Below are 24,828 nucleotides of genomic sequence, written 5' to 3' on the forward strand. Positions count from 1 at the left end.
TCCCGCGTTCGAATCGCGGACGACCCACCAAATTCTAAAAAGCCTCTCACTGCGAGAGGCTTTTTTTATTGTTATCTTATTTTAATTTCATGACTAAAAGATGACGATGCATTTCTTATATAAAATGTCTTTAACCCAATTCATAAAGATTTCTAAACGTTTAGGAATATAACTTCGGTTCGGATATAAAATATTGAGTGGCAAGGATTGAGGCGTATGTGCACTTAGCACTTCAACCAAGGTTCCTTGCTCTATTTTATCCTGAACATCGTAGTATGGAAGTTGAATAATCCCTAAGCCAGCACAAGCCGCTGCAACATAGGCTTCTGTATTATTTACACTTAAAGCACTATCGATCATCACTGTTCCATCTTGATATAAAAATACGCCCTGCTTTTCCCCTACGGCTCCTGCGTAGTTAATGAGTTTGTGCTGTGATAAATCTTCCAATTGTTCAGGAACACCGTACTGTTCCAAATAATGAGGACTTGCACAGTTCACCATAATCAAATTACCAACAAACTTCGCAATCAAACTACTATTCTCTAGCTGCCCCACCCGAACGACACAATCAATCCCTTTCTCGATCAAGTCAGTAATGTCATCAGAGCTATTTAGTTGTAAATGAATGTCTGGATAGCGGCTATAAAAATCGGGAAGTTCAGGAATAATCACTTGATGCACGATTCGGCTGGGCATTGAAATTTTTAGCGTGCCACGGTAATGCTGCTTTTGCGTTTGTATGAGTTGTTCGAGCTGTTCATAGTCAAATAATAGATTTTGACATTCGGGCAATATTCTTTGTCCATCTTGAGTGAGGCTTACTTTGCGCGTGGTGCGGTGAAATAGCCGAACACCATAGTGAGTTTCAAGTTGCTGAATTGCACTCGTCACTGTCGAGCGAGGTAAATCAAGCTGATTTGCCACCTCACTAAAACTTTGTCGTTTAGCGACTTCTGTGAAAATAAAAAATTGCTGCAACCGATCCATTTAATTGTTCATATTTTCTGAATAGTTAAACCAAACTAGCATAATTGATCAAAAATTACCGCCAATCTAGACTAAAAACGCATTAGAACAAGTCAGCATAGGAACAATCATCATGACAACTCATACGCTTAAAGATAAAGTTGTACTGATTACAGGCGGTGCAAAAAACTTAGGTGGTCTCATTAGCCGTAAATTTGCAGAACAAGGCGCAAAAATCGCAATTCACTACAATAGCGCTGAAACTCAAACAGATGCAGAACAGACTCTCGCAGAGTTAACAGCTTTGGGTGTAGATGCTGTTTTAATTCAGGCAGACCTAACGGATATTGATAATATTGAAAAGCTATTCTTAGACACCAAGCAACATTTTGGCGGAATTGATATAGCCATTAATACAGTTGGAAAGGTTTTAAAGAAATCCTTTTTAGACACCACAGAACAAGAGTTTGATAGCATGAGCGATATCAACTCAAAAATTGCCTACTTCTTTATTCAATCAGCGGGTCGTCATTTAAATGACGGCGGAAAGATCTGTTCAATCGTGACTTCTCTTCTTGCAGCCTACACTGGGCTGTATTCAACCTATGAAGGCTTAAAAGCACCTGTTGAGCATTATACTCGCGCTGCGTCAAAAGAATTTGGAGACCGCCAAATTTCTGTGACTGCTGTTGCACCAGGGCCTATGGATACACCATTCTTTTATGGACAGGAATCTGCCGAAGCAGTGGCTTACCATAAATCAGCTTCAGCTTTAGGTGGGCTCACCAAAATTGAAGATATTGAGCCATTAGTCCGTTTTTTGGTGACCGATGGTTGGTGGATTACCGGTCAAACAATTTTTGCAAATGGTGGCTACACCACTCGCTAAAATCAAAAAGCCGCATCTCATGGTGCGGCTTTTTAGTTTGCTTCATTATAAAAATTCTTCTAGCACGGAGTTCAAGAAAATATGCCCCTGCTCTGTACAGGCTAAACGGGAAACATCATCTACCAGTAGTTTTCTAGCTCGCAGTGAAGTGAGTACATCATTTAAATGATCTAAGCTTACGCCTGTACGCTGTTCATATAACTCAGCTTTTACACCGTCATTTAGACGTAAAGCATTCATCATAAATTCAAAAGGAAGCTCTTCTACCTCAATCTTTTTCATTTGCAAATGTTCAGCAGGAACCTTAGCTAAATAGTCTTTTGGCAAACGAGTCTTTTGGAAACGATACACACCATCTGGTTGTGTCACTTTGCCATGTGCACCTGCACCAATCGCAAGATAATCACCAAATTCCCAATAATTCAAATTATGTGCTGAAGGCAGCTCTTTACGCCATGCCGAAACTTCATAATTTATAAAACCATTTGCCTTAAGATATGCCTCACCCTGCTCTTGAATATCTTCAAGCATTTCATCTTGCGGTAGAACGGGTTGGGTACGAAAGAAAACGGTATTTGGTTCAATGGTGAGTTGATACCAACTAATATGTGTTGCGCCACTTTCTACAGCAAGCTTGAGATCATAGAGCGCCTGCTCTAGCGTTTGCTCAGGCAAACCATGCATTAAGTCTACATTCACTCGCTTAAAGCCAGCCTGCTTTGCTTGTTGAATCGCTTCAATTGCATTGTTTGCAGAATGAATACGTCCAAGCTTTTGCAAATGATCAGTATCAAAGCTCTGGACACCTATCGATAAGCGGTTAATGCCTGCCTCTAAATACCCTGCAAACGGATCATGCTCTACCGTTCCCGGATTTGCCTCTAAAGTAATTTCGCAGCCATCTTCAAACTTAAGCAATGACTTAAGTTCTGCAAATAACCAAACATAACCCTGTGCCGAAATCAATGAAGGTGTCCCACCACCAATAAACACACTATGAATTGAACGCCCCTGTGCCATCTCTAGTTGAGTTTCAAAGTCAGCGACCAACGCTTTTAAATAGGTTTGCTCAAGTTCTGACGAAAGTGCTCCGTCTGGTACGGCATGCGAGTTAAAGTCACAATATGGACATTTACGCACGCACCAAGGCATATGGATATATAAAGATAACGGAACAGAAGCAGGGTTTAATACGGCCAAGGAGCAGGTCCAATTTACACAATATTTCTATTTTAACATGACTGCATCAATGGGCTTATGAAAACATACCTTAATTGCTTTAGACTAAATTTAAACATTCTTAAATACTGATAAAAATGATGAAATTCTCTAGCCAACTTTTCCTGTTTTTGCCCTTAGCTATGGGAATTGGTGTTGCCATGGCTTTTCAGACTGCAATCAATGCTCAACTGCGCGAGCAACTACATTCACCCTTACAAGCAGCTTTATTATCATTTTTCATAGGTACTATTGTTTTAGCAGTTATGGTTTTCTTTCAAAGTGCTGAGAAACCCACTTTAAGTGAAATATCAAATATTCCATGGCTTCTTTGGACTGGAGGATTTCTTGGGGTTTATGCAATCAGCATGAGCATTTATACTGCACCTAAGCTTGGTTTTTTAACCTTTACAGGGCTAGTCGTTTTTGGGCAAATCGTTATTTCTATGTTACTTGATCATTTTGGTTGGTTGGGCACAGAAAAGACACCTGTTACATGGCAACGATTTCTTGGTGGAGTCATCATCTTTGTCGGTGTGGTACTCACTTTGCAGCGTTAGCTTCATTTTTTATATTTAAAAAGAGTACCTTTTGTGTCGAATGTCACATCTTTTCGGTCTGAATTAAAACAACTCTTCCACTTAATGCTACCGATTTTAATTACCCAGTTTGCTCAAGCAGGATTCGGGTTAATTGACACTATTATGGCTGGGCATTTATCTGCAACTGACTTAGCAGCAATTGCTGTAGGGGTCGGTTTATGGGTTCCAATCATGCTCCTGTTCAGCGGCATTATGATTGCAACGACACCCTTGGTAGCCGAAGCAAAAGGCGCAAGAAATACAGGGCAGATCCCTGTCGTTGTTCGTCAGTCATTGTGGGTTGCTGTCATTTTAGGTGTACTGGCAATGCTCATTTTGCAGCTTATGCCGTTTTTCTTGCATGTGTTCGGCGTACCAGAGAGCTTACGACCTAAAGCAAGCCTATTCTTGCATGCAATTGGTTTAGGTATGCCAGCTGTGACCATGTACGCAGCGCTACGTGGCTATTCAGAAGCATTAGGCCATCCACGCCCTGTGACAGCTATTAGCATGTTAGCTTTAGTTGTATTGATCCCTCTTAACATGATTTTTATGCATGGATTAGGGCCAATACCTGCTTTGGGTAGCGCGGGTTGTGGTTTTGCAACATCCATTTTACAGTGGCTCATGCTGATTACTTTAGCTGGCTATATTTATAAAGCTTCGGCTTATCAAAACACGTCTATTTTTAGCCGATTTGATAAAATTAATATGGCTTTAGTTAAAAGAATTTTACAGCTTGGTCTACCAATCGGTTTAGCTGTGTTTTTTGAGATTAGTATTTTTAGTACAGGTGCACTAGTCCTTAGCCCACTTGGTGAAGTGTTTATTGCTGCACACCAAGTCGCAATTTCCGTTACCTCTGTGCTGTTTATGATTCCACTTTCACTAGCCATTGCCCTGACCATCCGTGTTGGTACTTATTATGGTGAAAAGAACTGGGCTTCAATGTACCAAGTTCAAAAGATTGGTCTCAGCACAGCAATATTTTTTGCCATATTAACCATGACTTTTATTGCTCTAGGCCGTGAACAAATTATCTCGATTTATACTCAAGACTTAAACGTAGCTCCTGTTGCGATGTATTTACTCTGGTTTGCAATGGCATATCAGTTGATGGATGCATTACAAGTAAGTGCCGCAGGCTGTTTAAGAGGTATGCAAGATACTCAAGCACCAATGTGGATTACGCTTATGGCATATTGGGTGATTGCTTTTCCTATCGGACTTTATTTAGCACGTTATACCCATTGGGGCGTAGCTGGTGTGTGGCTAGGTTTGATTATTGGTTTAAGCATTGCTTGTGTTTTATTACTTTCAAGGCTTTATTTAAATACCAAACGTTTAAGCCAGACCTAATAAAAAAGCCGATGAAACATCGGCTTTTTTTCATTATGCAGACTTTGCTCGCGGGCTTGCTCCAATTTGCCAGACAAAGGGTAAATCGGTACGGTTCACTTCCCAATCGCCAATGACCTTTTCTTTATAGATGAGTGGATTATGAGAAGAGACTGTTCGTGCATTACGCCAGAAACGGTCGAGTTGTTTAACCTGACTACTTGCCGATGCACCTAAAGCGTTAAATAACTGGCTGGTTAAATCCAGTACCAAATTAGAAATCACCACCTGCCCTTGCGCCGACTCAAGCTCAGCATCTACATTAAACTGATGTTCTTTCACCTCTAACTCACTAAAGTGACTTTCATAAGCTTTTTGTAATGCTTCTGCTGTTTTAATCGTAATTGCTAGACTTCCATAGGCTTGAGCAGAGGCTTTACCCACCACCTGTAAAACTTGTGGGTCGTGACGAACAAGATCGCCATTACCATGACTAAAAATACGTTTCCTGTCTCGAATCTCTTGGCTGAAAGTTTCAACGGCTGCGTGTGCAATTCCTGTTAGAGTTGCAAGGTGGACAACCTGATAAAAAGCAGTTTGATATTTAAAACGCTGGTCAAATGGAATAAGGTGCGAAGCTGGCAAATGAACCTGATGCACTTTTAAAGTACCACTACCCGTTGTCTTTTGACCAAAGCCATCCCAATCATCAATCACACTTACCCCAGTTTCATGGCGATAAATAGCAGCAATCACATGACGGTCATTCACTTCATCGTAAGCAAATAAATCGATCCAGTCTGCAAAAATACTTCCTGTTGAATAGTACTTTTCGCCATTCACCACCAAGTTACCCGAAGCATCTTTGGTTACTCGGGTAACGACATCACCAATCTGTACGTTTCCAACTTCGGTCCATGCGTTTCCAACTAAATCACCTTGTACAAAACGCTGAAACCAGACTTCCTGCGAATGCTCTTTATGGGCAACTAAACGGTCTTCGACAAAAGCAAAGTGTCCACGCAACGCTTGCACAATATTCGAATCTGCTTGCGCCAATTCTGCTAGAAGCTGGAAAAGTTGTGGCAATGACACCCCATCTCCACCATATTTAACGGGTACCCGTACTGCACCTAATTTGAGTTCTTTTAACCACTGAATAGGTTCAAAAGGCAAAATTCGTTCTTTTTCCCGTTGAATTGCACCTTGGGCAATTTTTTCAAAAACTGGACGAAATCTACTTGCTACTTTTTCATAATCGGCGCCTACCGATAGCTCTTCTAATTCAATTTGAGTAATTGTCATCTTTATTCTCCTAATCTTGTTTTTTTCTTCACTTTAGCTCCATGCATGACGAGGTGGATGGATGCCATTGAGGTAATAATTACCGACAATGTGATATTTCCAACGCACTGGATCATGCAAGGTGTGAGTACGAGCGTTACGCCAATGGCGGTCCAGATTAAGCTCTGACAAAGTAGAACGTGTTCCAGACAACTCAAAAAGCTTATTCGCTGCTAAAATCGCAACTTCTGTAGTGAGTACTTTTGCTTCAGCAACCAGTAATGTCGCTTGATTTACATGTTCTTCTGTCGTGTCGGCAATCGCTTGATCAATCGCATCTCCTGCTAAATCTAATACTGCTTCTGCTGCACGAAGTTTTATTTTTAAATCACCAATGTTTGCAATCGTATAGGGATCATCACTCGCTTTTTCTAAACCTGAGTCGACCCATGCACGGCTATGATTTTTGACATAGTGAATTGTTTCTTCAATTGCGCCACGTGCAATGCCTGCGTCGACAGCAGCTTGAATAAATTGCGAAATCGCACCTGCTGGTGTAGGACGTTCGAAAGCCTGATAAATCGGAACTAAATACTCTTCACGTACTGGAACTTGATTAAGTTCAACAGTACCGCTGGCCGTGGTTCGTTGCCCAAAACCAGACCAGTCATTAATAATATTCACCCCTGAAGTTTCCCGAGGAACGAGTGCAGCATAAGGCTGGCCCTCTTCATTCACCGCGACAATCGGAATCCAATGTGCAAGCAATGCGCCAGTTGCAAAGAATTTCTTGCCATTAATTTCATAACCATGCTCGGTCTTTTTTAATGTGGTAGTGAGGTCAGCCACCGTTTTGCTATGTTTTTCTGAGAAGGCATTCCCAAAACGAATTCCTCTCAACACTAAGTTAAAGAAGAACTGTTGTTGTTCTGGGCCTGCATCAAGACGTAAATGTTCAATAAAAGCCAAGTGATTTTGGGGAAGCTGTGCAAGAGATGGATCAACACTCGCAATTGTTTTGATGACCTCAGCCAAAGTTCGATATTTGACTTGTGCACCACCAAATTGCTTGGGAACCGTAATGGCCCACAAGCCGCTTTGTGAAAACTGTTGAATTTCATTTAGGGGTAAACGGCGCTCTCTGTCTCGCTCAGATGCTTCTTGTGCGAACTCTTGCGCAAGTTGTTTGGCAACCTCAATTGCTTCTTCATCAGAACGAATAATATGCGCATCTTTTGACTGCTCAAACACAGATAAAGGAACCGCCTGAGACCGCCCATGGGCTGAACTTAAACTTGTCATAACTTTTGTTATCTCTATTTTTATTTAACTTACCATTCACATTAGCACCAAAAAAACAGACACTTTATAGATATTAAAGCTTTGTTTATGAAATGGATTTTCACAAGCTTTTCATATTTTTTACTATAAAAATAACATTTTGTTTTTCGAAAATTTTCTTACATGAGATAAACAATTTCATATAGGCTTTTTAAGCTTTGTCACCTATGATCAAAACTAGGCAATATTATGTTGTAGTCAATGAGGTATCGAAGACATGGCAAAGAATGCAAGTTCACCAGGCAAACGTTTTATGAAACTTGCAGGAATGACCGCGAGCATTGCAACGAAAACCGTTTCTAACTCGATTCGAAACTTGACCGCAGATGAAGAGCAAAAGCTGGCTTCAAAAACCAAGTTATTTCAGGATATTGGTTTGCAAATTGCCGACACCTTAGGCGAAATGAAAGGTGCCGTCATGAAAGTTGGGCAAATTGCATCGCAATATAAAGATATTTTCCCACCCGAAGTCGCTAAAGCAATTTCAAAGCTACAACGCCAAGCACCAGCCATGCCTTTTGCCGCTATTCAGCAGCAAGTTGAGAGAGAACTGGGCAAACCGCTTAATGTTGCTTTTAAATCTTTTGATAGTGAACCTTTTGCTGCGGCATCGATTGGACAAGTTCACAAAGCTACGCTGCCTAGTGGCGAACAAGTCGTGGTTAAAGTGCAATATCCAGGTGTTGATGAAGCCTGTGAAAGTGACTTAAAACAAGTACGTTTGGCACTTCGTTTAATGGGCGTACTTAAAATTGATAAAAAGCTACAAGATCAACTTTTTGCAGAAATTCAAGATAGCCTTTCAGCAGAACTTAACTATGAAATCGAGGCTCAAAACCTTGAAGTTTTCAAAACATTCCATAGCCAGTTAGATGAAAAAATTATCATCCCGACTGTTTATAAAGATTATTCTTCAAGACGTATTTTAACCTTGAGCCTCGAACAAGGTGACAGCATTGAAACTGCAAGTTCTTGGCCTCTTGAAATTCGAAATACGATTGGAAACCGCTTAATACGTGCTTTAGGTCAGGAAATGTTCTTTTTAAAACGTTTTCACTGCGACCCTCACCCAGGTAACTTTGCTTTCCGCCAAGACGGTAGTGTCATTATTTATGACTATGGCAGTGTTAAAACACTTTCAAATGAAATCGTACAAAACTTTAAGCGCTTGGTGAATGCAGCTCGTCATGAAAATATCGAGCTTATTGAAACAGAATTACTTGAACTACACTCCCTTGCCGAAAAAGGTAAGTTTCCGAGTGATCTATATAAGCTCTGGATTGAAGTGTTATTACGCCCGCTTAATACCACCTATGATTTTGCCGAGAACTCATCCCACCATGATGGCATGTTGCTTGTGAAAAAATCTTTGAAGTACTGGGATGTCTTTAAGCCTTCACCAGATACGCTTATGGTCAATAGAACCATTTCAGGACACTACTGGAACCTAATTCACTTAAAAGTACATGACAATCTTAGTGATTTATTTGAAGAGCTTGTCCCGCCTTCTAACTAATTAAATTTTAAGTCAGTGTAACCTTTATGGGGTACATTGACTTATTATTTGTTATGTTATAACATTTCTTTAATCAAAAATAATTTAGGACAATCTCTCATGCGTAAAGATATTCATCCTGCTTATCAACAAGTGTTATTTCATGACACCAATGCAGACGTGTACTTCTTAATTGGTAGTACTCTTCAGTCTAAACAAACCAAAGAATATCAAGGAAAAGTCTATCCTTATGTAACCCTTGATATTTCAAGTGCATCTCACCCTTTCTACACAGGTGAAGTACGTCAAGCAAGTAATGAAGGCCGCGTTGCAACCTTTAATAAACGCTTCGCTCGCTTTAATCGTAAGAGTTAATCTTACGTTAAGATTTGACCAATACACTTAAATCATTGGAAGCCTAAGACTATCTCCTCCACTTAGGCTTCTTTTTTTATGTGTATTTTTTCGATCTTTTTATGTTGTGTATAAAAGAAAACTTATCCACAATTTGTATAAAAACTCTTCTTATTTTCCCTACAACTCATCATTTTTTTGCATTTCCCGAGCTTTCAAAGTTGCTATTCGATGCTATGCTTGAACCCTCATTTGATAGGAAGTTTAAGATAATGGCACAAGAGTTACTTGCACAATTACAAGCAGGCACAGCAAAATTTTCAGACGTTTTAGCTCATATTGAAGCACGTTACCAACATACTCCAACGGCTTTTCAAAATGGCGCACAGCATAATGCTGCGACTGAAAATCAAGGCAGTGCAAAAGTTTTCTCTTTTGCCAAGTTACAAGGTTTAGACCAAGCACAAACTTTAAGTTTATTTGCAGAGCACTACGCATCTGTATTGGCTACACCTGAGGGCACTGACCATCAAAATATTCGTCAGTTTATGCAAAATGGTTGGGATGGTGTGAAGTTTGAAGGTCAGGCTTTGGCTGAAAAAGCTTAATCATTTTTTAGCACAGCCTAAAATTATGAGATTTTCTAAAGCCTATTAATAGGCAATGTCTCACTTTTGAGGGCAAAAGTGACAAAACCCTTTGTTACGCTGATGCTACATCCATGTAGCACAGCGAAACGACGGCATCCATGCCGTCTATCACGATAGTAAATGACTAATTATTAATTAAATTATTTGATTAATCTCTTATATTCGACACTCGGGAAGTCATCAACAGCCTGACTCAAATCAGCCATATAATGTTTTTGCGACATATTTGATAAGTGTAAACAGATAACAGGTTCTGTTGATGAAAATGGTTTTGCCTACTTTTGCCAAAACAAAAGTAGGTCGAGCCGACGGCTAATCCAGACATAAAACTTTATTGAAAAGACTCAGCGGTAAACATTTCAACCAAAACAAACACTCAATGTCCTGCTACCCAATAATAAGTCGCCAACCCCAAACACGTAAAAATTAACGACCCAATTAAATGAATAGAAATCCCCAGCATTGCCATTCCCAACTTACCACTTTGTAATAAAGTCACAATCTCAATCGAGAACGTTGAAAACGTAGTTAAAGCACCACAAAAACCAGTAATCACAAAAAGCTTATAGTTCGGACTTAAATCACTTTGAGAAAAGTAGGCAATCGCAAAACCAATAATAAAACCACCGACCAAATTAACAGTGACAGTACCAAGTGGAATTTGCGGGTAAATCGGGTTAAGTTTTAAACCTAAAAACCAACGTAACCACGCCCCTAGAACTGAGCCTAAAGCAATTGAAAGTAGAGAGTAATACATAGGACCACCCCTTTAGATAGACGCTAAAAGAGCAAAAAATAATGAAGGAAAATATGACATGGCGTACTCCAAAAATAAGCAGAGTACGCAATAACCTACGTACCCAGCGATATATAAATACATGAGGGTAACGTAGGCATCATTAGCCAATACGGCGGTTTTTCAGGGGAGGAATGCCATCTCCCCGTTTTAAGTATATTAGATCATCTTGAATTTGATTTAAACATACTTTTTAAATCATGGACGTTCATCGTATTGCGGTAAATCGTCACAAATGCTTTCCCACTCTGCTTTTGAAGCAGCAAAAATATGCATTGTCGGTTTTTGGTCTAATAGTGTATCCAGTGTCCCAATTCTTACACGATACAGTTCAGGCTGGGCATCACGCGAACTAATCAAAGGTGAACCACATTCGCTACAGAACCAACGATATACACCTTCCACAGCGAATTTTTTGACTAAGTCTTCACCTTGGGTAATTTTAAAATCTGTACTTTTGACAGGAGCATTCGTGGCAAATGCTGTCCCATTGGATTTTCGGCATCGTTGGCAGTGACACTGAATAATATCTCCGATATCGCCTTTAATTTCATAGCGAACACCTTGGCATAAACAACTTCCTTGATAAACTGGTGATGCTTGAGACATGTTCTCGTAAATCCTATTATTATTGATCGCTCAAAAATAACACTTTTCACATATCAAACATAGCGCCAAATTAATTGTTATTTTTCTAAGAATGAATGTACACCTTCACCAGCCGCTCGTCCTGTAGCAAAGCATGCAGTAAGTAAATATCCACCTGTAGGAGCATCCCAATCCAGCATTTCACCACAGCAAAACACACCTGAGATTTGTTTGAGGCTTAAGTTTTCAGTTAATGCTTTTTGCTTAATACCACCAGCACAGCTAATCGCCTCTTCGATGGGTCTAAAGCCCTCTAACTTGATTTGAAGTGCTTTAATTTGCTGGGCCATAGTCTCTGGTTGGCTCCATAACGCTTTATCAACCACTTCTCTAATTAAGTTAATTTTCGCTGTGTCTAAACCTGCTTTACGCCAGATATTGGTGAGCGATTGTTTTTTACCACTTTCTAATTTCTTAACTAGCAGTGATAGCTCTACATCAGGCAACAAATCTAAAAACAGATTTAAGCTATTCCCTTGTTTTTGCTGTTCTCTTAAAGCACAACCAAGTTTATAAATAACTCCACTTTCTAAACCATAGTGAGTAATTACAATATCGCCATGAGTAACTTGGCTAGGCTCAACCCACGCATTAATACGCTTTAAAGGTTCACCAAAACAGCTTTCCATAAAAGTAGACCAAGCGTGCAATACGCCTGCATTACTTGGCTGGAAAGGCTCAATATCAGATTGATCAACCCATTGCTGCCATGCACCATCACTACCTAATTGTGACCACGACACCGCACCACAAGCCAACACGACTGCATCGTATTGCTGGGTAAAAGTTTCAGTGCTTTGATTATTCTGATTTTGCAAAGTTACGGCTGTACCTTGCAAATCAATACAACGATGACGATAAAAGAATTTAACTTGTTGCTCTGCCAAGCGCTTGAGCCAAGCACGTAGTAAAGGAGCTGCTTTCATTTCGACAGGAAAAATGCGACCTGAGGTGCCCACATAAGATTCAATTCCTAGACTTTTCATCCAGCTTTGAATCCAGACTGCATCCCATTTTTCAACCCACGGTTTGAGCCATTCTGCATGGTCATAACGGTCAATGAACTGTGCTAAAGATTCGGCGTGCGAGATGTTTAACCCAGTTTTACCTGCCATCAGAAACTTACGTGCCGCTGAAGGTTTTTGTTCATAGACATCAATATCATAAGCGTATTGGCTTAGTACCTCAGCAGCCATAAGACCTGCTGGGCCTGCTCCAATAATGGCAACCCGCTTATTCGCCATGTGTTTGCCCTTGCAATGGCGCGAACTCATCAAATCGAGTTTGATAACCTTCAGGCTTGATCATAATGAGCTGCTGACAAAGCTCACCACGTTCTAAATACTTAATTTCAAAATGAGTACGTGCAGAGGTTTGAGCAATTTTTTCTTTTTGGTAAGGCAGCTTCCATACATTTAATAACTGCTGCTCTGCCTCTTCAATATATTCGGGAATATTACTTGCCAGAGTAATGGTTCCACCTGTTTGCAGACGCGAGATTAAGAACTCAAAAAATGGCATGTTCAACCAGCGCTGTGCTGGGTTATGTGGTTCTGGATTTGGATATAGAATAAAGAAATGTTCAACTTGAGCGGGGTGCAAAGCATGCACTACCCAAGGCAGAGCATCCGCATGTATAGGGACCAAATTATCTCTTGGCTCCAAACCATGCTGTTTTTGCATTGCTAAGTATTTTTCTCGGGTTCGTTCAATTGCATACAACGTGTGCTGTGGCTGTTGCCCACTAAATAGCAAAGCATGTTTACCCTTACCCGCTCCAATTTCTACACAAATCGGAGTATTTTCAATTGGGGTAAAATCACGAGGCGCTTGCATACGTTGTGCTTGAAATTGACGAATCGGCATAATCACATCAAACTAAATAAAAATCGGCATAAGTCTAACAAGTCACCTGACTTTTGCCTAATCTATTTCTCTTCACTTTGAGGATATCGCTATATGCCACGTACATTTCCCTGCCCACGTTGTGGTGGACCAAGTGTTTGGGAAGGTAATGAGTTTCGTCCGTTTTGCTCAGAACGCTGTAAATTAATTGATTTAGGCGCTTGGGCAAACGATGAATATAAATTGCCTACCCAAGATGCTCCTCAGCAGAACAAGGGTAGTCAAAATGAAGATGATTATGAGGATTAACCTGCTTTACCAGCGACAAACGGGTTAAATTGTTTTTCATAGCCAATGGTACTCATCGGGCCATGTCCAGAAATAAACTGAGTATCATCTGGCAAACTAAAACACTCACGTTTAATCGATTCAATTAACTGATCATGATTGCCACGCGGGAAGTCTGTTCGTCCAATCGAACCTTTAAATAGAACATCGCCCGTCCAAAGTAAGCCATGGTTTTTATTATAGAAAATAACATGTCCTGGTGTATGCCCCGGTGCAAAGCGCACCTCAAACTCATCTTCACCCAGTTTTAGCACTTCGCCACCTTCAAGCCATTGATCGACTTTAACAGGCTGCGGAATTGGGAAGCCATACCGTGCTGATACTTCCTGAATCATGTCTAGCCAGAACTGATCTTCTTTATGTGGACCAATAACCGGAACGCTCCATTCTTTGGCAAGCTCACCGACTGCTCCTGCATGATCTAAATGCCCATGAGTTAGCCACAAAGCCTTTACTTTTAAACCTAAGGCTTCAACTTCTTTTTTCAAAACAGCAGCATCACCACCTGCATCAATCAAAACTGCTTCTTTCGTTTCACTGTCCCAAACAAGGGAACAATTTTGAGCAAATGCAGTAACGGGAACAATTTTGACTTGCAGCATAAGAACCTCTGGCTAAAACGCAATTAACGGTGGGCTAAGGTATGGGTAAGGGCATCAAGATTAGCCTGAACTAAACCTGCAAGCAAATCAATATGAGCCTGATCGCTATTTAAAGCTGGAATATAAGCATAGCTACCACCACCTGCTTCTTGAAATAATTCCGCGTTTTGAATGGCTAACTCTTCAAGTGTTTCTAAACAATCGGCAGAAAAAGCTGGGCTTAATACCTGAACGGACTTAACGCCTTGCTCCGCCCAATCTTGTAAAAGCTGGTCTGTATAAGGCTTAACCCATTCTTGTTTTCCAAAACGTGATTGGAAGCTAATTGCCCATTCATCATCTTTTAAATGTAAAGCTTCCGCGACTAACTTTGCTGTAATACGACAACGATCTGCATAAGGGTCGCCTTTGTCTGCATACGGCTGTGGAATCCCATGAAATGACATCAACAGTTTTTCAGGTTTACCATGCTGCTCTTGGTAGGCTAAAACGCTTTCTGCCAAGGCTTGAATAAACATAGGATGCTGATAATAGTCTTTAATGATGGTCAGACCCGGCAAGTTCCGCTGAGCTGGAATCCACTTGGCAAATGCGTCGTATAACGGCGCTGTAGACGTTGCAGAATATTGAGGAAATAAAGGCAATAAGATGACATGTTCTTGTGGGTTAGTCGCCAGTTTTTCTAAAACTGCATCAATACCCGGATTACCGTAAGTCATTGCGGGTAAAACCGTTAAATCAAACTGTTTATTTTCTTGTTCTAAATAAGCCTGCACACGTTTGGTTTGTTCAAACACAATTTCGCGCATTGGCGAATCTGCTGACCATACTGAAGCATAGGCATGCGCTACTCTTTTCGGACGAAAAGGTAAAACGAACAGATTTAAAATAATCCACCAGATGAATTTTGGTATTTCAATCACGCGTGAATCAGATAAAAACTGTTTTAAAAAACGGCGCACCGCAGGCACAGTCGCCTCATCTGGTGTGCCTAAATTCGCTAAAATGACAGTAACTTTCGGTTTTTGTTCAAACGACATGTGTAAATGCCTTTCAGTTCATCTTATGACACTAATGTAACAGTTTTCAGTGTCATATATAAATTGAATCGCTCTAAGCTTTTAATCGAACGCCTCGATGGTTCCATTTATAACTAAGCAATATCTTTTGAGCTTTAGTGGTTAGTTTCCAAAGGTCATATGATTGCTCAGTTTGTGTTGGGACAATCCAGCCTTGTGATTGCATTTGATTTTTAATTCGAAACAGTGCCTTATGATTAATCTGTGCGCAAGCCACCGCATGTGCACGAGGTAATTCCTGACGGGCATCTTCTAAGCCAGCCTGATTTAAATATTCATTCAGACAAATTCCAAAATTCTCTTCTGGCACAGCTGTTTCAAAGCACTTTGCCAGCACGCTCAACAACTGAGACCACGTCATTTGTCGTTGTCGTTTAAGCTCTTTAAAGTTGCCATCCTGAAATGCTTGAATCTGATATTCAAATACAAAAATATCTTGTGGTGCGACTTCATTTAACTGAGTTGATGGCTCGGTTACTCGCTGTTCTAAACGCAAAATTTTACTTCTTAAGAGTCTAATTTCATCTTCTAACTGCTGAGCTTGATGAGCAGGAACCCAACCTTGTCCCATATGTTGCTCAACCATTAAAGGGATATTTAAACGGACAGCCAACTCCAATTCACGTGGAGTTTTAAAGTAAAAAATATGCTTTGCTTCGTGTAATAACTTTTTTCTAAATGCGAGAAATTTATCTTTAAGTTGTGGCTGTGTTTCTTGTAAAACTATTTCACGACTTTCAGGCTGTTCATGCATAAACACAATAATAGGTTTAGCCTGACTTAACGCGTATTCATATTCTAAAGACAGATAACTCACACCAGAAATCGATTGTTCTCCATACTGACTACCCAGAAGTAAGATTACATAATCACATTCATCAATCTGTCGACGTGCAAGTGTAGTTGTTAAAGGTGTTCGATGTTCTAGCCCCCAAGCAAAGAACCCCATCCCCACCAAGGTTTGAGACAAAACCGTTCGCTCTGGCTGCATATCGCGGCCAGACGTTGAAATAAAAATCTGATAGCGTGTATCGAGCATAACAATACCCTTTCGCCTCATGATCTGTATGTGACTTAAAATCAGCCAAGATCATGAACCGCCCCAAATAAAATAATAAATATAAAAAACACTATTTTCTAAATGATATCAAAAAGATCAATTCAGATTATGAAGTGTCCAAGTTAACTCTTGTGGAATCATATGTTGTAAAACAGGTTGCAATGCCTCGGCATTATTACCGCTGACATAACATTCAATACGTGCAACATTCTGACCTATTTGGTCACATAATAACGCATTTTTTATTAAAATACGGGCTGTTTGTCGAGCAACGGCTACCCCTGAGTCAACCAGTGTGAATTGGTTATCAAAAAGATGATGAATTGCTTCATTTAAGAAAGGATAATGCGTACAACCGAGCACTAAATAATCTGCACCTTGCTCAGAGGCAGGCTGTAAAACCTCTTTTAATGCGTTTAAACAAGCCTCACCCATTTGCTGTCCCGCTTCTACACAAGGAACAAGTTCAAGGTTAGTTAACGTCATCACTTTAACACCCGCTGGAACAGCAAACTTTTCGACAACATCTTTAATGAGTTGCCCACGAAAAGTAGCAGGTGTTGCCAACACGGCAACCACTTTAGAACGTGTCTGTAATACGGCAGGTTTTAATGCTGGAACTAAACCAACGATTGGAAAGTGTTCGCCATAATGCTCACGTAAATGGTCAAGACTAAATGCTGAAGCTGTATTACAGGCAACCACCGCAATTTTGCAACCTTGGCGATATAACCAATCGACTGCGCGAGCCGTGAGTTCTCTAATTTCTTCATCAGAACGTGGGCCATAAGGAACGTAGGCTGTGTCGGCATAATACACAATGCGTTCATTCGGCAAATATCTAGCTATTTCGGCTGCAACGGACATTCCACCAATTCCCGAATCAAAAATACCAATTGGGGCATCTGCTGATGCTTTAGGCATAGGTTCTAGATTGGTAAATAGAGGTTGTATGGCGGTCATAGCTGTACTGAAGTGTCAGAAAATTTCACTTCCTAAAGCTTAAACCTCAAGTGCCTAATTGCAAGAGCAAATTACCACTTTTTAACTCTAAAACGGTTTCACCATTCTCTTTTTCGATGAGTGTCCCATAGTCCACTAAGTGATAAAAAGACTGGCGTTGAATAAGCGCATTAATTCCAAAACGCACATGCACATAAGGACGTAACTCCCCTGCATATTCACGCATAAAAATTGGATGTTCTGCATCAACCAAAATCACATCTTGATTAGTCGTGGTCAGTTGTAAAAATTGATCACCTGAAATTTCAACTTGATCGACCTGATTGACTAATAAAGGTTCATCTTCAACCTCAATTTCAATTTGTTCTACGGGGGTTTTCAGGTAGAATTTCCCTTCTTCTTTCCATAGGACTTTGGTAAATAGATCTAATAGGGCTTGGCGCTTAATTAATTGACCTTCGTGCCACCATTCTCCATTGGCTTTAACCGTCAAATCCATTTTGCCGCAATGCTTTGGATGCCACTGCTCTAAAGGTGGAATTGACCTTTTGTGACTTTGCTGTACACCTTTTAAGTATTGTGCAATGTTCATTAAGTTTTTATCATCAGATAACGGTATTTTTCCCATATCCGATGGGGAATTATTTTGATTTACCATAGTTTATGCCTTGCTGACGAAAAAATATGACGACTCAGCCAATTGGCTAGATCATGGTTTAAAACTATACTAGCCAAAACGATAAAAGGCACAATAGCATATTTGCGCCTATGGATTAAAACACTCACGGCAGCACCGAATTTCTGAATATGACGGTTGCCACCTTTAAGTATTGAGGAGTCCTACATGGAACACATCGAACGTGAATCGATGGAGTTTGACGTTGTCATCGTAGGTGCAGGACCTGCCGGTCTGTCTGCTGCGATTAAGATCCGTCAATTAGCGATTGAAAATAACTTACCCGATCTTTCTGTTTGTGTAGTTGAAAAAGGCTCTGAAGTAGGTGCGCATATCTTGTCTGGTGCTGTGCTTGAGCCACGTGCCATCAATGAACTTTTCCCGAACTGGAAAGAAGAAGGCGCGCCGCTTAATGTCCCTGTAACTGAAGACAAGACTTTCTTCTTGCTTTCAGACACCACTTCTAAAGAAGCACCACATTGGATGGTACCGAAGACATTGCACAATGACGGCAATTATGCGGTTTCACTCGGCAATGTCGTTCGCTGGTTAGGTCAAAAAGCTGAAGAACTAGAAGTTTCGATCTTCCCTGGCTTTGCTGCATCTGAAGTGCTTTACCATGAAGACGGTACTGTAAAAGGTATTCAAACTGGCGACATGGGTATTGGTAAAGATGGCGAGCCAACGCATAACTTTACTCCGGGCTATGAACTTCACGCTAAATACACTCTCTTTGCTGAAGGTTGCCGTGGTCACTTAGGTAAACGCCTCATTGCGAAATACAACCTTGATAAAGATGCTGATCCTCAGCACTACGGTATCGGGATTAAAGAGCTTTGGGAAATTGACCCAGCAAAACATAAAGAAGGCTTGGTCATGCATGGTGCAGGCTGGCCATTGGCTGAAACTGGTTCTTCTGGTGGTTGGTTCTTATATCATATTGAAAATAACCAAGTTAGCTTGGGTATGATTATTGATCTATCTTATGAAAATCCACACATGTATCCATTCATGGAAATGCAGCGCTGGAAAACTCATCCACTGATTAAACAGCATTTAGAAGGTGGTAAGCGTATTTCTTACGGCGCACGTGCTGTAGTGAAAGGCGGTTTCAACTCATTACCTAAATTGACATTCCCAGGCGGCTGCTTAATTGGTGATGATGCTGGCTTCCTGAATATGGCTAAAATCAAAGGCTCACACACTGCCATGAAATCAGGCATGTTATGTGGTGAAGCTGTATTTGAAGCGATTGCTGCCGGTGTAGAAAAAGGCGGTGACCTTGCCATTGCACGTGTTACTGAAGGTGAAGATTTATTCACTAAAGAATTAACTTCATACACTGAAAAATATAATAATTCTTGGTTAAAAGAAGAGTTATATAACACCCGTAACTTTGGCCCAGCAATGCATAAATTTGGTCAATGGATTGGTGGTGCATTTAACTTTATCGACCAAAACGTCTTTAAAGTTCCATTTACTTTGCATGACTTGAAGCAAGACTTCGCTGCATTGAAAACGGTTGATGCAACGAGCTTCAAGCCAAACTATCCAAAACCAGATGGCAAATTAACATTTGACCGTTTGTCTTCTGTATTTATCTCAAACACTGTTCATGAAGAAAACCAGCCAGCTCACTTGAAGCTTACTGATGCTTCAATTCCAGTGAATGTGAACTTACCGAAATGGGATGAGCCTGCACAGCGCTACTGCCCAGCTGGTGTTTACGAAATCATGGAAGATAATGATGGTTCTAAACGCTTCCAGATTAACGCAGCGAACTGTGTTCACTGTAAGACCTGTGACATTAAAGACCCATCTCAAAATATTACATGGGTAACGCCAGAAGGTGGCGGTGGTCCAAACTACCCTAATATGTAATTCCCCTTGCGACACGGTAAAGCATTGCTTTGCTAACCGTGTCTCATATCCAAATATGTAATACAAAAAAGCCCCGATTATTCGGGGCTTTTTATTGGAATTCGCTTATTGAAAAGGCGGTATTTTTGCTACATTTAAATTCAAGTTCTTTTTATAAAAAATAAATGTGCCTAATAAAAACAAGCCAAGAAAACCAAAGTTTCGCGCTAAATCGAAGTACCAAACTGATTTTCCAAACAATAAATCAACAACTAACATAAGCCCCATAAAACTTGTATGTAAAATCAGACTCATCTTTATTTTTGGTTCGGGAGCAAAATATGTATTTCTATAACCCAATAGAATTGAGCCAAAAATAACAACAGTAACTAAAATAATGGTAGCAACAGTTTCAGATAACCAAGAAGTCTCTATATGTAATAAACCAGCAATGCAGAAAAACCAAAGAAAAATAAATAAGCTTCGTTTCACAAAATATTCATTCATTTTTATGCGTCATTTATATACATCATTTTATAGATTATATAATGATTCTTATTTGTAAAAAATTATCATTTCAAATTAAATTTGAATTATTGATAGCTTCTAATAGTCGTTATTAGAAGCCTTATTATTTTATTACCCTTTCTTCACTAAGTAATGAAATTCTTTATGACCATTTTCATCTAAGCGTTCTTCTTGCAAAATCAACTCATGGCCTAAATGCATACAAAATTTAGGAATATCCCACGAGGTAGAATTATCTGTTGCGAAGACTTCAACCACATCCCCAGATTTAGATTTGCGGATGGCTTGATGCAACATCATGACAGGTTCAGGACAACGTAAACCACGTGTATTAATTTGGACAGTAGGTGAAATGGATTGTTCCGACATAACAAACTCGAACAAATAGAATTTTCACATTTTAGCATAAACAAATTACTGACCTGTTAACTGTAACTGGCTTTTACATAACAATATGCGTTTTGTCTTTTAGCTGGTTTTATAGATGCATATGCATCTTTTCTTCGGTATGATTCAAAGTATTCATTTGATAGATTGAGTCTTTAGGAAAGATCATGCAAGAGGAACCAAGTCCATCGTGGGGAATGCGAGGCTTACGTAAATGGTTAGGTACAGCACCAGAAACCCGTGATGAATTATTAAAATTAGTCCAAAATTCACGCCGCTTTTTAGAACCAGATACTGTTGCCATGCTTGAAGGTGTTCTTGACCTTCCTGCTACAAAAATTCGTGAAGTCATGACACCACGTACAGCAATGATCAGTTTGCAAGAAGATGATCAGTTACTTGATATTCTTGATGTATTGGTCGAGTCTGCTCACTCACGCTTTCCAGTCTTTTCTTCTGATCAGCCTGATAATGTTGTCGGGATTTTGCTCGCAAAAGATTTACTGCCGTTTCTAACCGAACCGAATACCAAAGTCGATATTCGAGTTCTTATGCGTCAACCCTTATTTGTTCCAGAAAGTGCGCGTTCCGATCAGGTTCTACGCATGTTGAAACATACTCAGACTCACATTGCTATTGTGATTGATGAATATGGTTCAACGGCTGGTCTTGTTACGCTCGAAGATATTCTTGAAGAAATCGTTGGCGAAATTGAAGATGAACATGACACTGCTGATGAAGATGCTCAGTACATTGTTCCTGACAATGACCATACGGTAGCAAATGCATGGATGGTGCAAGCACTTACACCAATCGAACATTTCAATACTGTTTTAGATGCTGATTTTTCTGACGATGAAGTAGAAACTGTCGGCGGTTTATTGCTTCAAGAGATTGGTCTAGTAAGTGATTTACAAGGTCAAACTGTTGAGCTTGGAAATTGGTTATTTACAATCGTTGAAGCAGATGCCCGCACTATTCATCTGATTCGAGCTGTACGTCAATGAGAGCATACTTTGAAAAGCTGTTAGATTCATCGCAACAACAAAAACAGCTTCCTTTAATTTTTCCTTTACTCATTGCTTTATTTTCAGGTGCCGTGTTCAGTTTTTCACTGGCACCTTATTATTGGTGGTGGTTGGCAATATTATCTCCAGCCCTACTCTATGCATCACTACATAAACGTTCGGCCAAACAAGCATTTGCTATTGGTTGGAGTTATGGCTTCGGTTTATGGTCTGTGGGGGCTTTTTGGCTCTACACTTCCATCCATGTATATGGCGATACCAATGCTTTTCTAAGCGTGGGTATGATTGCTATTATGGCCCTGCTTATGGGCTTATTTACCGCACTTCAGACTTGGGTTTACCGACGTTTCTTTCCTGAAACACCACTGACTTTTGCACCGCTCTGGATTGTTTTCGAGTGGGCAAAAACTTGGGTATTTACAGGTTTCCCATGGTTGTTTGTAGGTTACGCTTTTACTGAACGTTTACTCGATGGCTATGCACCATTATTTGGTATTTATGCAATTTCCTTCGTCGTCATTGTATTAGCATGTGCTTTAGTTGAAGTTCTGCGCAAGCGTATTTTCTGGGTTATCCCGTCTGCCCTATTAGTTTTGGGCGCATGGGGAGCATCATATATACAATTTGTAAAACCTAAAGCCACTAAGCCACTTAGCGTTTCGCTCATTCAAGGTAACATTCCGCAAGATTTAAAATGGCTGACTGAATATCAAGTTAGAACATTAGAAATTTATGCTGGCCTAACCCAATCTGAATGGGGCCGTGACTTAATTGTATGGCCTGAATCATCAATTCCACTCTTCCAAACAGACATTGAACCGTTTTTGGATGCAATGGATGCACAAGCTAAAAAGAACCACACTGCATGGGTAACTGGTGTTCCTTACTGGGATGTTACCAAATCTCATGAAGTCGGTAGCCCGCTCTATTACAACAGCATTATGGCGTCTGGTAGCGATTCAAGCGGTCTTTATAAAAAGCAGCGCCTCGTACCTTTTGGTGAATATATTCCACTATCTGGCTTACTCTCATGGGTATTACCAGCCATGCAAAATGATATTAGCATGAGTGGTTTTTCACGTGGTGAGAGTAACCAGAAACCACTCATGATCAAAGGGCATGCGCTTGCTGCTGCAATTTGTTATGAAGTGGCTTATCCGAACCTTACCCGACGCAATGCAGAAGACAGCGACTTTTTAGTGACTGTATCTAATGACGCTTGGTTTACGGGTACTGCTGGGCCGTGGCAACATTTACAAATGGTGCAGATGCGTGCGAAAGAAAATGGTCGCTGGTTTATTCGTGCAACCAACACTGGTGTAACAGCGTTTATTGATCAAAATGGTCATATCACTGAACAAGCACCGCTCGATAAAGAGTTTGTCTTAAGAGGCGATTTACCTGCCATGCAAGGCCAAACCCTTTATAACCGTTTAGGCGATTATCCAGTGTTAGGATTTGCAGTATTACTGCTGATCTTAGGTTGGGTGTATCGTCCACGTAAAGTTGACGTTTCTTTTAAATCCCGCCGCTAATTTACAATAACTTTGTACCCAGAGGCACTTCAAACTCTGGGATACAAAGTGCTACATCACCCTCTGCATTGTGAAACCCTGTCACCAAACATTCTGACTGGATAGGTCCGATTTGTTTTTTAGGGAAATTCACGACAGCAACAACTAACTTACCAATCAAATCTTGTGGCTCATAGAGCTTGGTAATTTGAGCACTTGATTTACGTACCCCTAACTCTTCACCAAAATCTACATGCAAAATATAGGCAGGTTTACGTGCCTTTTCGAAAACTTCAGCTTCAATAATTTTACCGACGCGAAGCTCTACTTTTAAAAAATCATTCCACTCGATTTGTTCCATTTACTTTTTCTCATGTTCTTAAACACTTAAACTAAAAACATATAATATGCAAAAATAAAATATTACTTTATTTTTAGTTTGAAAATTTCATGTTAAATTAAATCCGCTGATTAAAAAGCCGTAAACGTTTACGTTAATCAACGTTCCAACATCCCCCCAACAATGCATGAAGCTATTTCTTCAAAATATTCTGATACTTTGAATGGCACAGGCGTTTGTTTGTTTACGGAGTCAAAATGCAAAAACCAAAAACTTTCTATAATTTTAAGAAACTTCCAAGTCGCTATGCAGCTATTGTTTTACCCTTTCTTCTATCGATCATTATGACTTTTGTAGTTTCCATGGTCAGCACGTTAAGAAGTTTAGGATTAGAAGAATTTTCCCTTTATGTATGGATGTCTGCATGGGCAATTTCTTGGTTAATCGCGTTCCCAACGCTACTTTTCATTTTGCCTATTGTTCGTAAAATTACAGCTCTACTGGTCCAACCAGCTTAAATAAAAAATAAAACGTAGATATTCAGTCTACGTTTTATTTAAAAATTTGGTTTTAAAACATCATTAAAAAGCGATCGATAATTGCAAAGATAAATAAGCAACTAAACTCGATAGAAACACCATTGGTACATAACGATAAGCTTTAAAAATTAATTGCTCATATTTAGTAGATATTTGTTTAGCTTGCCAAACACTCGCTTTTAATGCCGTAAAGAAGCTCACCATCAACCATGCACTCACAATAGTTAATGCGAAGAAACCAATCATAATTTGGCTACTTCCCTCTGTACTCAGCCACAGCTTTAAGAAAACTTCAGCGATTGGCAATAAACCCAAAATCAATAGGACAGATTTGAGCATTACCCAATGAAACTGAGTCAGTTCATCTATTATGAGAAATGCTTTCATTTAATCTCTCCTTTTAATTGAATAAAGTGCTTTTTATTTATTATGCAAAGCTTTCTTTTAAATATATAGCTTATTTTTCTCTACATTTTAACTTTCTTGTAACTATTAA

Annotated in this window: 28 protein-coding genes and 1 riboswitch; of the genes, 11 read left to right on the plus strand and 17 right to left on the minus strand. The window is 39.9% G+C overall.

Annotated elements, in window-relative coordinates; genetic code table 11:
• Window positions 1–93: 93 nt before the first annotated feature.
• Entirely contained in the window at window positions 94–990 is an 897-nt protein-coding gene (locus NL42_RS05550; protein WP_461312041.1) for a LysR family transcriptional regulator, read from the minus strand.
• 112 nt (window positions 991–1,102) lie between these two features.
• On the opposite strand from NL42_RS05550, the gene NL42_RS05555 reads away from it, so the two are divergent.
• Window positions 1,103–1,858 (plus strand): SDR family oxidoreductase, encoded by a 756-nt coding sequence (locus NL42_RS05555; RefSeq protein WP_461312042.1) that lies wholly within the window; start codon window positions 1,103–1,105, stop codon window positions 1,856–1,858.
• A 45-nt stretch (window positions 1,859–1,903) separates the two neighbouring features.
• Here the strand turns inward: NL42_RS05555 and hemW are convergent, their stop codons facing one another.
• Complete coding sequence (gene hemW, locus NL42_RS05560) at window positions 1,904–3,058, minus strand: radical SAM family heme chaperone HemW (RefSeq protein ID WP_461312043.1); 1,155 nt, start codon at window positions 3,056–3,058, stop codon at window positions 1,904–1,906.
• 116 nt (window positions 3,059–3,174) lie between these two features.
• On the opposite strand from hemW, the gene NL42_RS05565 reads away from it, so the two are divergent.
• Both NL42_RS05565 and abeM read left to right on the plus strand, forming a co-directional pair.
• Window positions 3,175–3,636, plus strand: coding sequence for a DMT family transporter (locus NL42_RS05565; protein WP_016139387.1), 462 nt, complete (start codon window positions 3,175–3,177; stop codon window positions 3,634–3,636).
• 33 nt (window positions 3,637–3,669) lie between these two features.
• On the plus strand, window positions 3,670–5,016 hold the full coding sequence (abeM, locus tag NL42_RS05570) for a multidrug efflux MATE transporter AbeM (RefSeq protein WP_461312044.1): 1,347 nt from the start codon (window positions 3,670–3,672) through the stop codon (window positions 5,014–5,016).
• 33 nt (window positions 5,017–5,049) lie between these two features.
• Here the strand turns inward: abeM and NL42_RS05575 are convergent, their stop codons facing one another.
• Window positions 5,050–6,300: an acyl-CoA dehydrogenase family protein gene (locus NL42_RS05575; RefSeq protein ID WP_461312045.1), complete on the minus strand. Its 1,251-nt coding sequence runs from the start codon at window positions 6,298–6,300 to the stop codon at window positions 5,050–5,052.
• 33 nt (window positions 6,301–6,333) lie between these two features.
• Complete coding sequence (locus tag NL42_RS05580) at window positions 6,334–7,581, minus strand: SfnB family sulfur acquisition oxidoreductase (protein ID WP_461312046.1); 1,248 nt, start codon at window positions 7,579–7,581, stop codon at window positions 6,334–6,336.
• A gap of 256 nt (window positions 7,582–7,837) precedes the next feature.
• Between NL42_RS05580 and NL42_RS05585 the strand changes: the two genes are divergently transcribed.
• The 3 genes from NL42_RS05585 to NL42_RS05595 all read left to right on the plus strand — a co-directional run bounded on the left by NL42_RS05585 (window position 7,838) and on the right by NL42_RS05595 (window position 10,077).
• Window positions 7,838–9,136, plus strand: coding sequence for an ABC1 kinase family protein (locus tag NL42_RS05585; protein WP_461312047.1), 1,299 nt, complete (start codon window positions 7,838–7,840; stop codon window positions 9,134–9,136).
• A gap of 99 nt (window positions 9,137–9,235) precedes the next feature.
• Entirely contained in the window at window positions 9,236–9,490 is a 255-nt protein-coding gene (locus tag NL42_RS05590; protein WP_005301976.1) for a type B 50S ribosomal protein L31, read from the plus strand.
• A gap of 251 nt (window positions 9,491–9,741) precedes the next feature.
• Window positions 9,742–10,077 (plus strand): HopJ type III effector protein, encoded by a 336-nt coding sequence (locus tag NL42_RS05595; RefSeq protein WP_004794912.1) that lies wholly within the window; start codon window positions 9,742–9,744, stop codon window positions 10,075–10,077.
• 418 nt (window positions 10,078–10,495) lie between these two features.
• Here NL42_RS05595 and crcB read toward each other — a convergent pair whose 3' ends face one another.
• The 4 genes from crcB to NL42_RS05615 form a co-directional block, all read right to left on the minus strand.
• A complete protein-coding gene (gene crcB / locus NL42_RS05600) occupies window positions 10,496–10,876 on the minus strand; it encodes a fluoride efflux transporter CrcB (RefSeq protein WP_057105397.1) in 381 nt (126 codons plus the stop codon).
• A 126-nt stretch (window positions 10,877–11,002) separates the two neighbouring features.
• Window positions 11,003–11,069, minus strand: a riboswitch (Fluoride riboswitch).
• Window positions 11,070–11,113: 44 nt separating this feature from the next.
• Window positions 11,114–11,524, minus strand: a complete 411-nt coding sequence (locus tag NL42_RS05605; RefSeq protein ID WP_461312048.1) for a GFA family protein — start codon at window positions 11,522–11,524, stop codon at window positions 11,114–11,116.
• 77 nt (window positions 11,525–11,601) lie between these two features.
• A complete protein-coding gene (locus NL42_RS05610) occupies window positions 11,602–12,807 on the minus strand; it encodes a TIGR03862 family flavoprotein (RefSeq protein WP_461312049.1) in 1,206 nt (401 codons plus the stop codon).
• Window positions 12,797–13,435 carry a class I SAM-dependent methyltransferase gene (locus NL42_RS05615; RefSeq protein ID WP_461312050.1) on the minus strand — a complete coding sequence of 213 codons (639 nt, stop codon included), beginning with the start codon at window positions 13,433–13,435 and terminating at the stop codon, window positions 12,797–12,799. Before NL42_RS05615 ends, NL42_RS05610 begins: the two co-directional genes overlap by 11 nt.
• Before the next feature lie 87 nt (window positions 13,436–13,522).
• On the opposite strand from NL42_RS05615, the gene NL42_RS05620 reads away from it, so the two are divergent.
• Window positions 13,523–13,717 (plus strand): DNA gyrase inhibitor YacG, encoded by a 195-nt coding sequence (locus NL42_RS05620; RefSeq protein WP_003654666.1) that lies wholly within the window; start codon window positions 13,523–13,525, stop codon window positions 13,715–13,717.
• Here the strand turns inward: NL42_RS05620 and NL42_RS05625 are convergent.
• The 5 genes from NL42_RS05625 to NL42_RS05645 form a co-directional block, all read right to left on the minus strand.
• Window positions 13,714–14,358: an MBL fold metallo-hydrolase gene (locus tag NL42_RS05625; protein WP_263032242.1), complete on the minus strand. Its 645-nt coding sequence runs from the start codon at window positions 14,356–14,358 to the stop codon at window positions 13,714–13,716. The two genes, NL42_RS05620 and NL42_RS05625, sit on opposite strands and share 4 nt — an antisense overlap.
• A 23-nt stretch (window positions 14,359–14,381) precedes the next feature.
• Window positions 14,382–15,398 carry a ferrochelatase gene (gene hemH / locus NL42_RS05630; protein WP_461312051.1) on the minus strand — a complete coding sequence of 339 codons (1,017 nt, stop codon included), beginning with the start codon at window positions 15,396–15,398 and terminating at the stop codon, window positions 14,382–14,384.
• Window positions 15,399–15,471: 73 nt separating this feature from the next.
• On the minus strand, window positions 15,472–16,476 hold the full coding sequence (locus NL42_RS05635) for a DUF4062 domain-containing protein (protein WP_461312052.1): 1,005 nt from the start codon (window positions 16,474–16,476) through the stop codon (window positions 15,472–15,474).
• Between the two features lie 117 nt (window positions 16,477–16,593).
• On the minus strand, window positions 16,594–17,460 hold the full coding sequence (gene murI, locus NL42_RS05640) for a glutamate racemase (protein ID WP_461312053.1): 867 nt from the start codon (window positions 17,458–17,460) through the stop codon (window positions 16,594–16,596).
• 46 nt (window positions 17,461–17,506) lie between these two features.
• Window positions 17,507–18,118, minus strand: a complete 612-nt coding sequence (locus NL42_RS05645; protein WP_461312054.1) for a DUF1285 domain-containing protein — start codon at window positions 18,116–18,118, stop codon at window positions 17,507–17,509.
• 186 nt (window positions 18,119–18,304) lie between these two features.
• On the opposite strand from NL42_RS05645, the gene NL42_RS05650 reads away from it, so the two are divergent.
• Window positions 18,305–20,017 (plus strand): electron transfer flavoprotein-ubiquinone oxidoreductase, encoded by a 1,713-nt coding sequence (locus tag NL42_RS05650; protein ID WP_461312055.1) that lies wholly within the window; start codon window positions 18,305–18,307, stop codon window positions 20,015–20,017.
• 105 nt (window positions 20,018–20,122) lie between these two features.
• Here the strand turns inward: NL42_RS05650 and NL42_RS05655 are convergent, their stop codons facing one another.
• Together NL42_RS05655 and tusA are read right to left on the minus strand one after the other, a co-directional pair.
• The gene (locus NL42_RS05655) at window positions 20,123–20,503 is read right to left on the minus strand and encodes a hypothetical protein (RefSeq protein WP_461312056.1); all 381 of its coding nucleotides are present in this window, start codon (window positions 20,501–20,503) and stop codon (window positions 20,123–20,125) included.
• A gap of 132 nt (window positions 20,504–20,635) precedes the next feature.
• Entirely contained in the window at window positions 20,636–20,893 is a 258-nt protein-coding gene (gene tusA, locus NL42_RS05660) for a sulfurtransferase TusA (protein ID WP_461312057.1), read from the minus strand.
• Between the two features lie 185 nt (window positions 20,894–21,078).
• Between tusA and NL42_RS05665 the strand changes: the two genes are divergently transcribed.
• Window positions 21,079–21,918: an HlyC/CorC family transporter gene (locus NL42_RS05665; protein WP_004794939.1), complete on the plus strand. Its 840-nt coding sequence runs from the start codon at window positions 21,079–21,081 to the stop codon at window positions 21,916–21,918.
• Window positions 21,915–23,474 (plus strand): apolipoprotein N-acyltransferase, encoded by a 1,560-nt coding sequence (gene lnt / locus NL42_RS05670; protein ID WP_461312058.1) that lies wholly within the window; start codon window positions 21,915–21,917, stop codon window positions 23,472–23,474. The genes NL42_RS05665 and lnt overlap by 4 nt, the downstream gene beginning before the upstream one ends.
• A gap of 1 nt (window position 23,475) precedes the next feature.
• Here the strand turns inward: lnt and NL42_RS05675 are convergent, their stop codons facing one another.
• Window positions 23,476–23,814, minus strand: coding sequence for a tRNA-binding protein (locus NL42_RS05675; RefSeq protein ID WP_461312059.1), 339 nt, complete (start codon window positions 23,812–23,814; stop codon window positions 23,476–23,478).
• A gap of 236 nt (window positions 23,815–24,050) precedes the next feature.
• Between NL42_RS05675 and NL42_RS05680 the strand changes: the two genes are divergently transcribed.
• A complete protein-coding gene (locus NL42_RS05680; protein ID WP_461312060.1) occupies window positions 24,051–24,311 on the plus strand; it encodes a DUF2798 domain-containing protein in 261 nt (86 codons plus the stop codon).
• A 63-nt stretch (window positions 24,312–24,374) separates the two neighbouring features.
• On the opposite strand, the gene NL42_RS05685 is transcribed toward NL42_RS05680, so the two are convergent.
• Entirely contained in the window at window positions 24,375–24,719 is a 345-nt protein-coding gene (locus tag NL42_RS05685; protein ID WP_461312061.1) for a hypothetical protein, read from the minus strand.
• Window positions 24,720–24,828 lie beyond the last annotated feature (109 nt).

The organism is Acinetobacter sp. GN11 (assembly GCF_054823985.1).

Coding starts and splice junctions, on each gene's coding strand:
- NL42_RS05550 (WP_461312041.1), bottom strand. CDS start 990: ATGGATCGGTTGCAGCAATTTTTTATTTTCACAGAAGTCGCTAAACGA.
- NL42_RS05665 (WP_004794939.1), top strand. CDS start 21,079: ATGCAAGAGGAACCAAGTCCATCGTGGGGAATGCGAGGCTTACGTAAA.
- NL42_RS05655 (WP_461312056.1), bottom strand. CDS start 20,503: ATGAATGAATATTTTGTGAAACGAAGCTTATTTATTTTTCTTTGGTTT.
- NL42_RS05620 (WP_003654666.1), top strand. CDS start 13,523: ATGCCACGTACATTTCCCTGCCCACGTTGTGGTGGACCAAGTGTTTGG.
- NL42_RS05595 (WP_004794912.1), top strand. CDS start 9,742: ATGGCACAAGAGTTACTTGCACAATTACAAGCAGGCACAGCAAAATTT.
- NL42_RS05575 (WP_461312045.1), bottom strand. CDS start 6,300: ATGACAATTACTCAAATTGAATTAGAAGAGCTATCGGTAGGCGCCGAT.
- NL42_RS05675 (WP_461312059.1), bottom strand. CDS start 23,814: ATGGAACAAATCGAGTGGAATGATTTTTTAAAAGTAGAGCTTCGCGTC.
- lnt (WP_461312058.1), top strand. CDS start 21,915: ATGAGAGCATACTTTGAAAAGCTGTTAGATTCATCGCAACAACAAAAA.
- NL42_RS05590 (WP_005301976.1), top strand. CDS start 9,236: ATGCGTAAAGATATTCATCCTGCTTATCAACAAGTGTTATTTCATGAC.
- NL42_RS05685 (WP_461312061.1), bottom strand. CDS start 24,719: ATGAAAGCATTTCTCATAATAGATGAACTGACTCAGTTTCATTGGGTA.
- NL42_RS05565 (WP_016139387.1), top strand. CDS start 3,175: ATGATGAAATTCTCTAGCCAACTTTTCCTGTTTTTGCCCTTAGCTATG.
- NL42_RS05650 (WP_461312055.1), top strand. CDS start 18,305: ATGGAACACATCGAACGTGAATCGATGGAGTTTGACGTTGTCATCGTA.
- NL42_RS05605 (WP_461312048.1), bottom strand. CDS start 11,524: ATGTCTCAAGCATCACCAGTTTATCAAGGAAGTTGTTTATGCCAAGGT.
- tusA (WP_461312057.1), bottom strand. CDS start 20,893: ATGTCGGAACAATCCATTTCACCTACTGTCCAAATTAATACACGTGGT.
- NL42_RS05580 (WP_461312046.1), bottom strand. CDS start 7,581: ATGACAAGTTTAAGTTCAGCCCATGGGCGGTCTCAGGCGGTTCCTTTA.
- NL42_RS05555 (WP_461312042.1), top strand. CDS start 1,103: ATGACAACTCATACGCTTAAAGATAAAGTTGTACTGATTACAGGCGGT.
- crcB (WP_057105397.1), bottom strand. CDS start 10,876: ATGTATTACTCTCTACTTTCAATTGCTTTAGGCTCAGTTCTAGGGGCG.
- NL42_RS05610 (WP_461312049.1), bottom strand. CDS start 12,807: ATGGCGAATAAGCGGGTTGCCATTATTGGAGCAGGCCCAGCAGGTCTT.
- NL42_RS05680 (WP_461312060.1), top strand. CDS start 24,051: ATGCAAAAACCAAAAACTTTCTATAATTTTAAGAAACTTCCAAGTCGC.
- NL42_RS05585 (WP_461312047.1), top strand. CDS start 7,838: ATGGCAAAGAATGCAAGTTCACCAGGCAAACGTTTTATGAAACTTGCA.
- NL42_RS05625 (WP_263032242.1), bottom strand. CDS start 14,358: ATGCTGCAAGTCAAAATTGTTCCCGTTACTGCATTTGCTCAAAATTGT.
- NL42_RS05645 (WP_461312054.1), bottom strand. CDS start 18,118: ATGGTAAATCAAAATAATTCCCCATCGGATATGGGAAAAATACCGTTA.
- NL42_RS05635 (WP_461312052.1), bottom strand. CDS start 16,476: ATGCTCGATACACGCTATCAGATTTTTATTTCAACGTCTGGCCGCGAT.
- murI (WP_461312053.1), bottom strand. CDS start 17,460: ATGACCGCCATACAACCTCTATTTACCAATCTAGAACCTATGCCTAAA.
- hemH (WP_461312051.1), bottom strand. CDS start 15,398: ATGTCGTTTGAACAAAAACCGAAAGTTACTGTCATTTTAGCGAATTTA.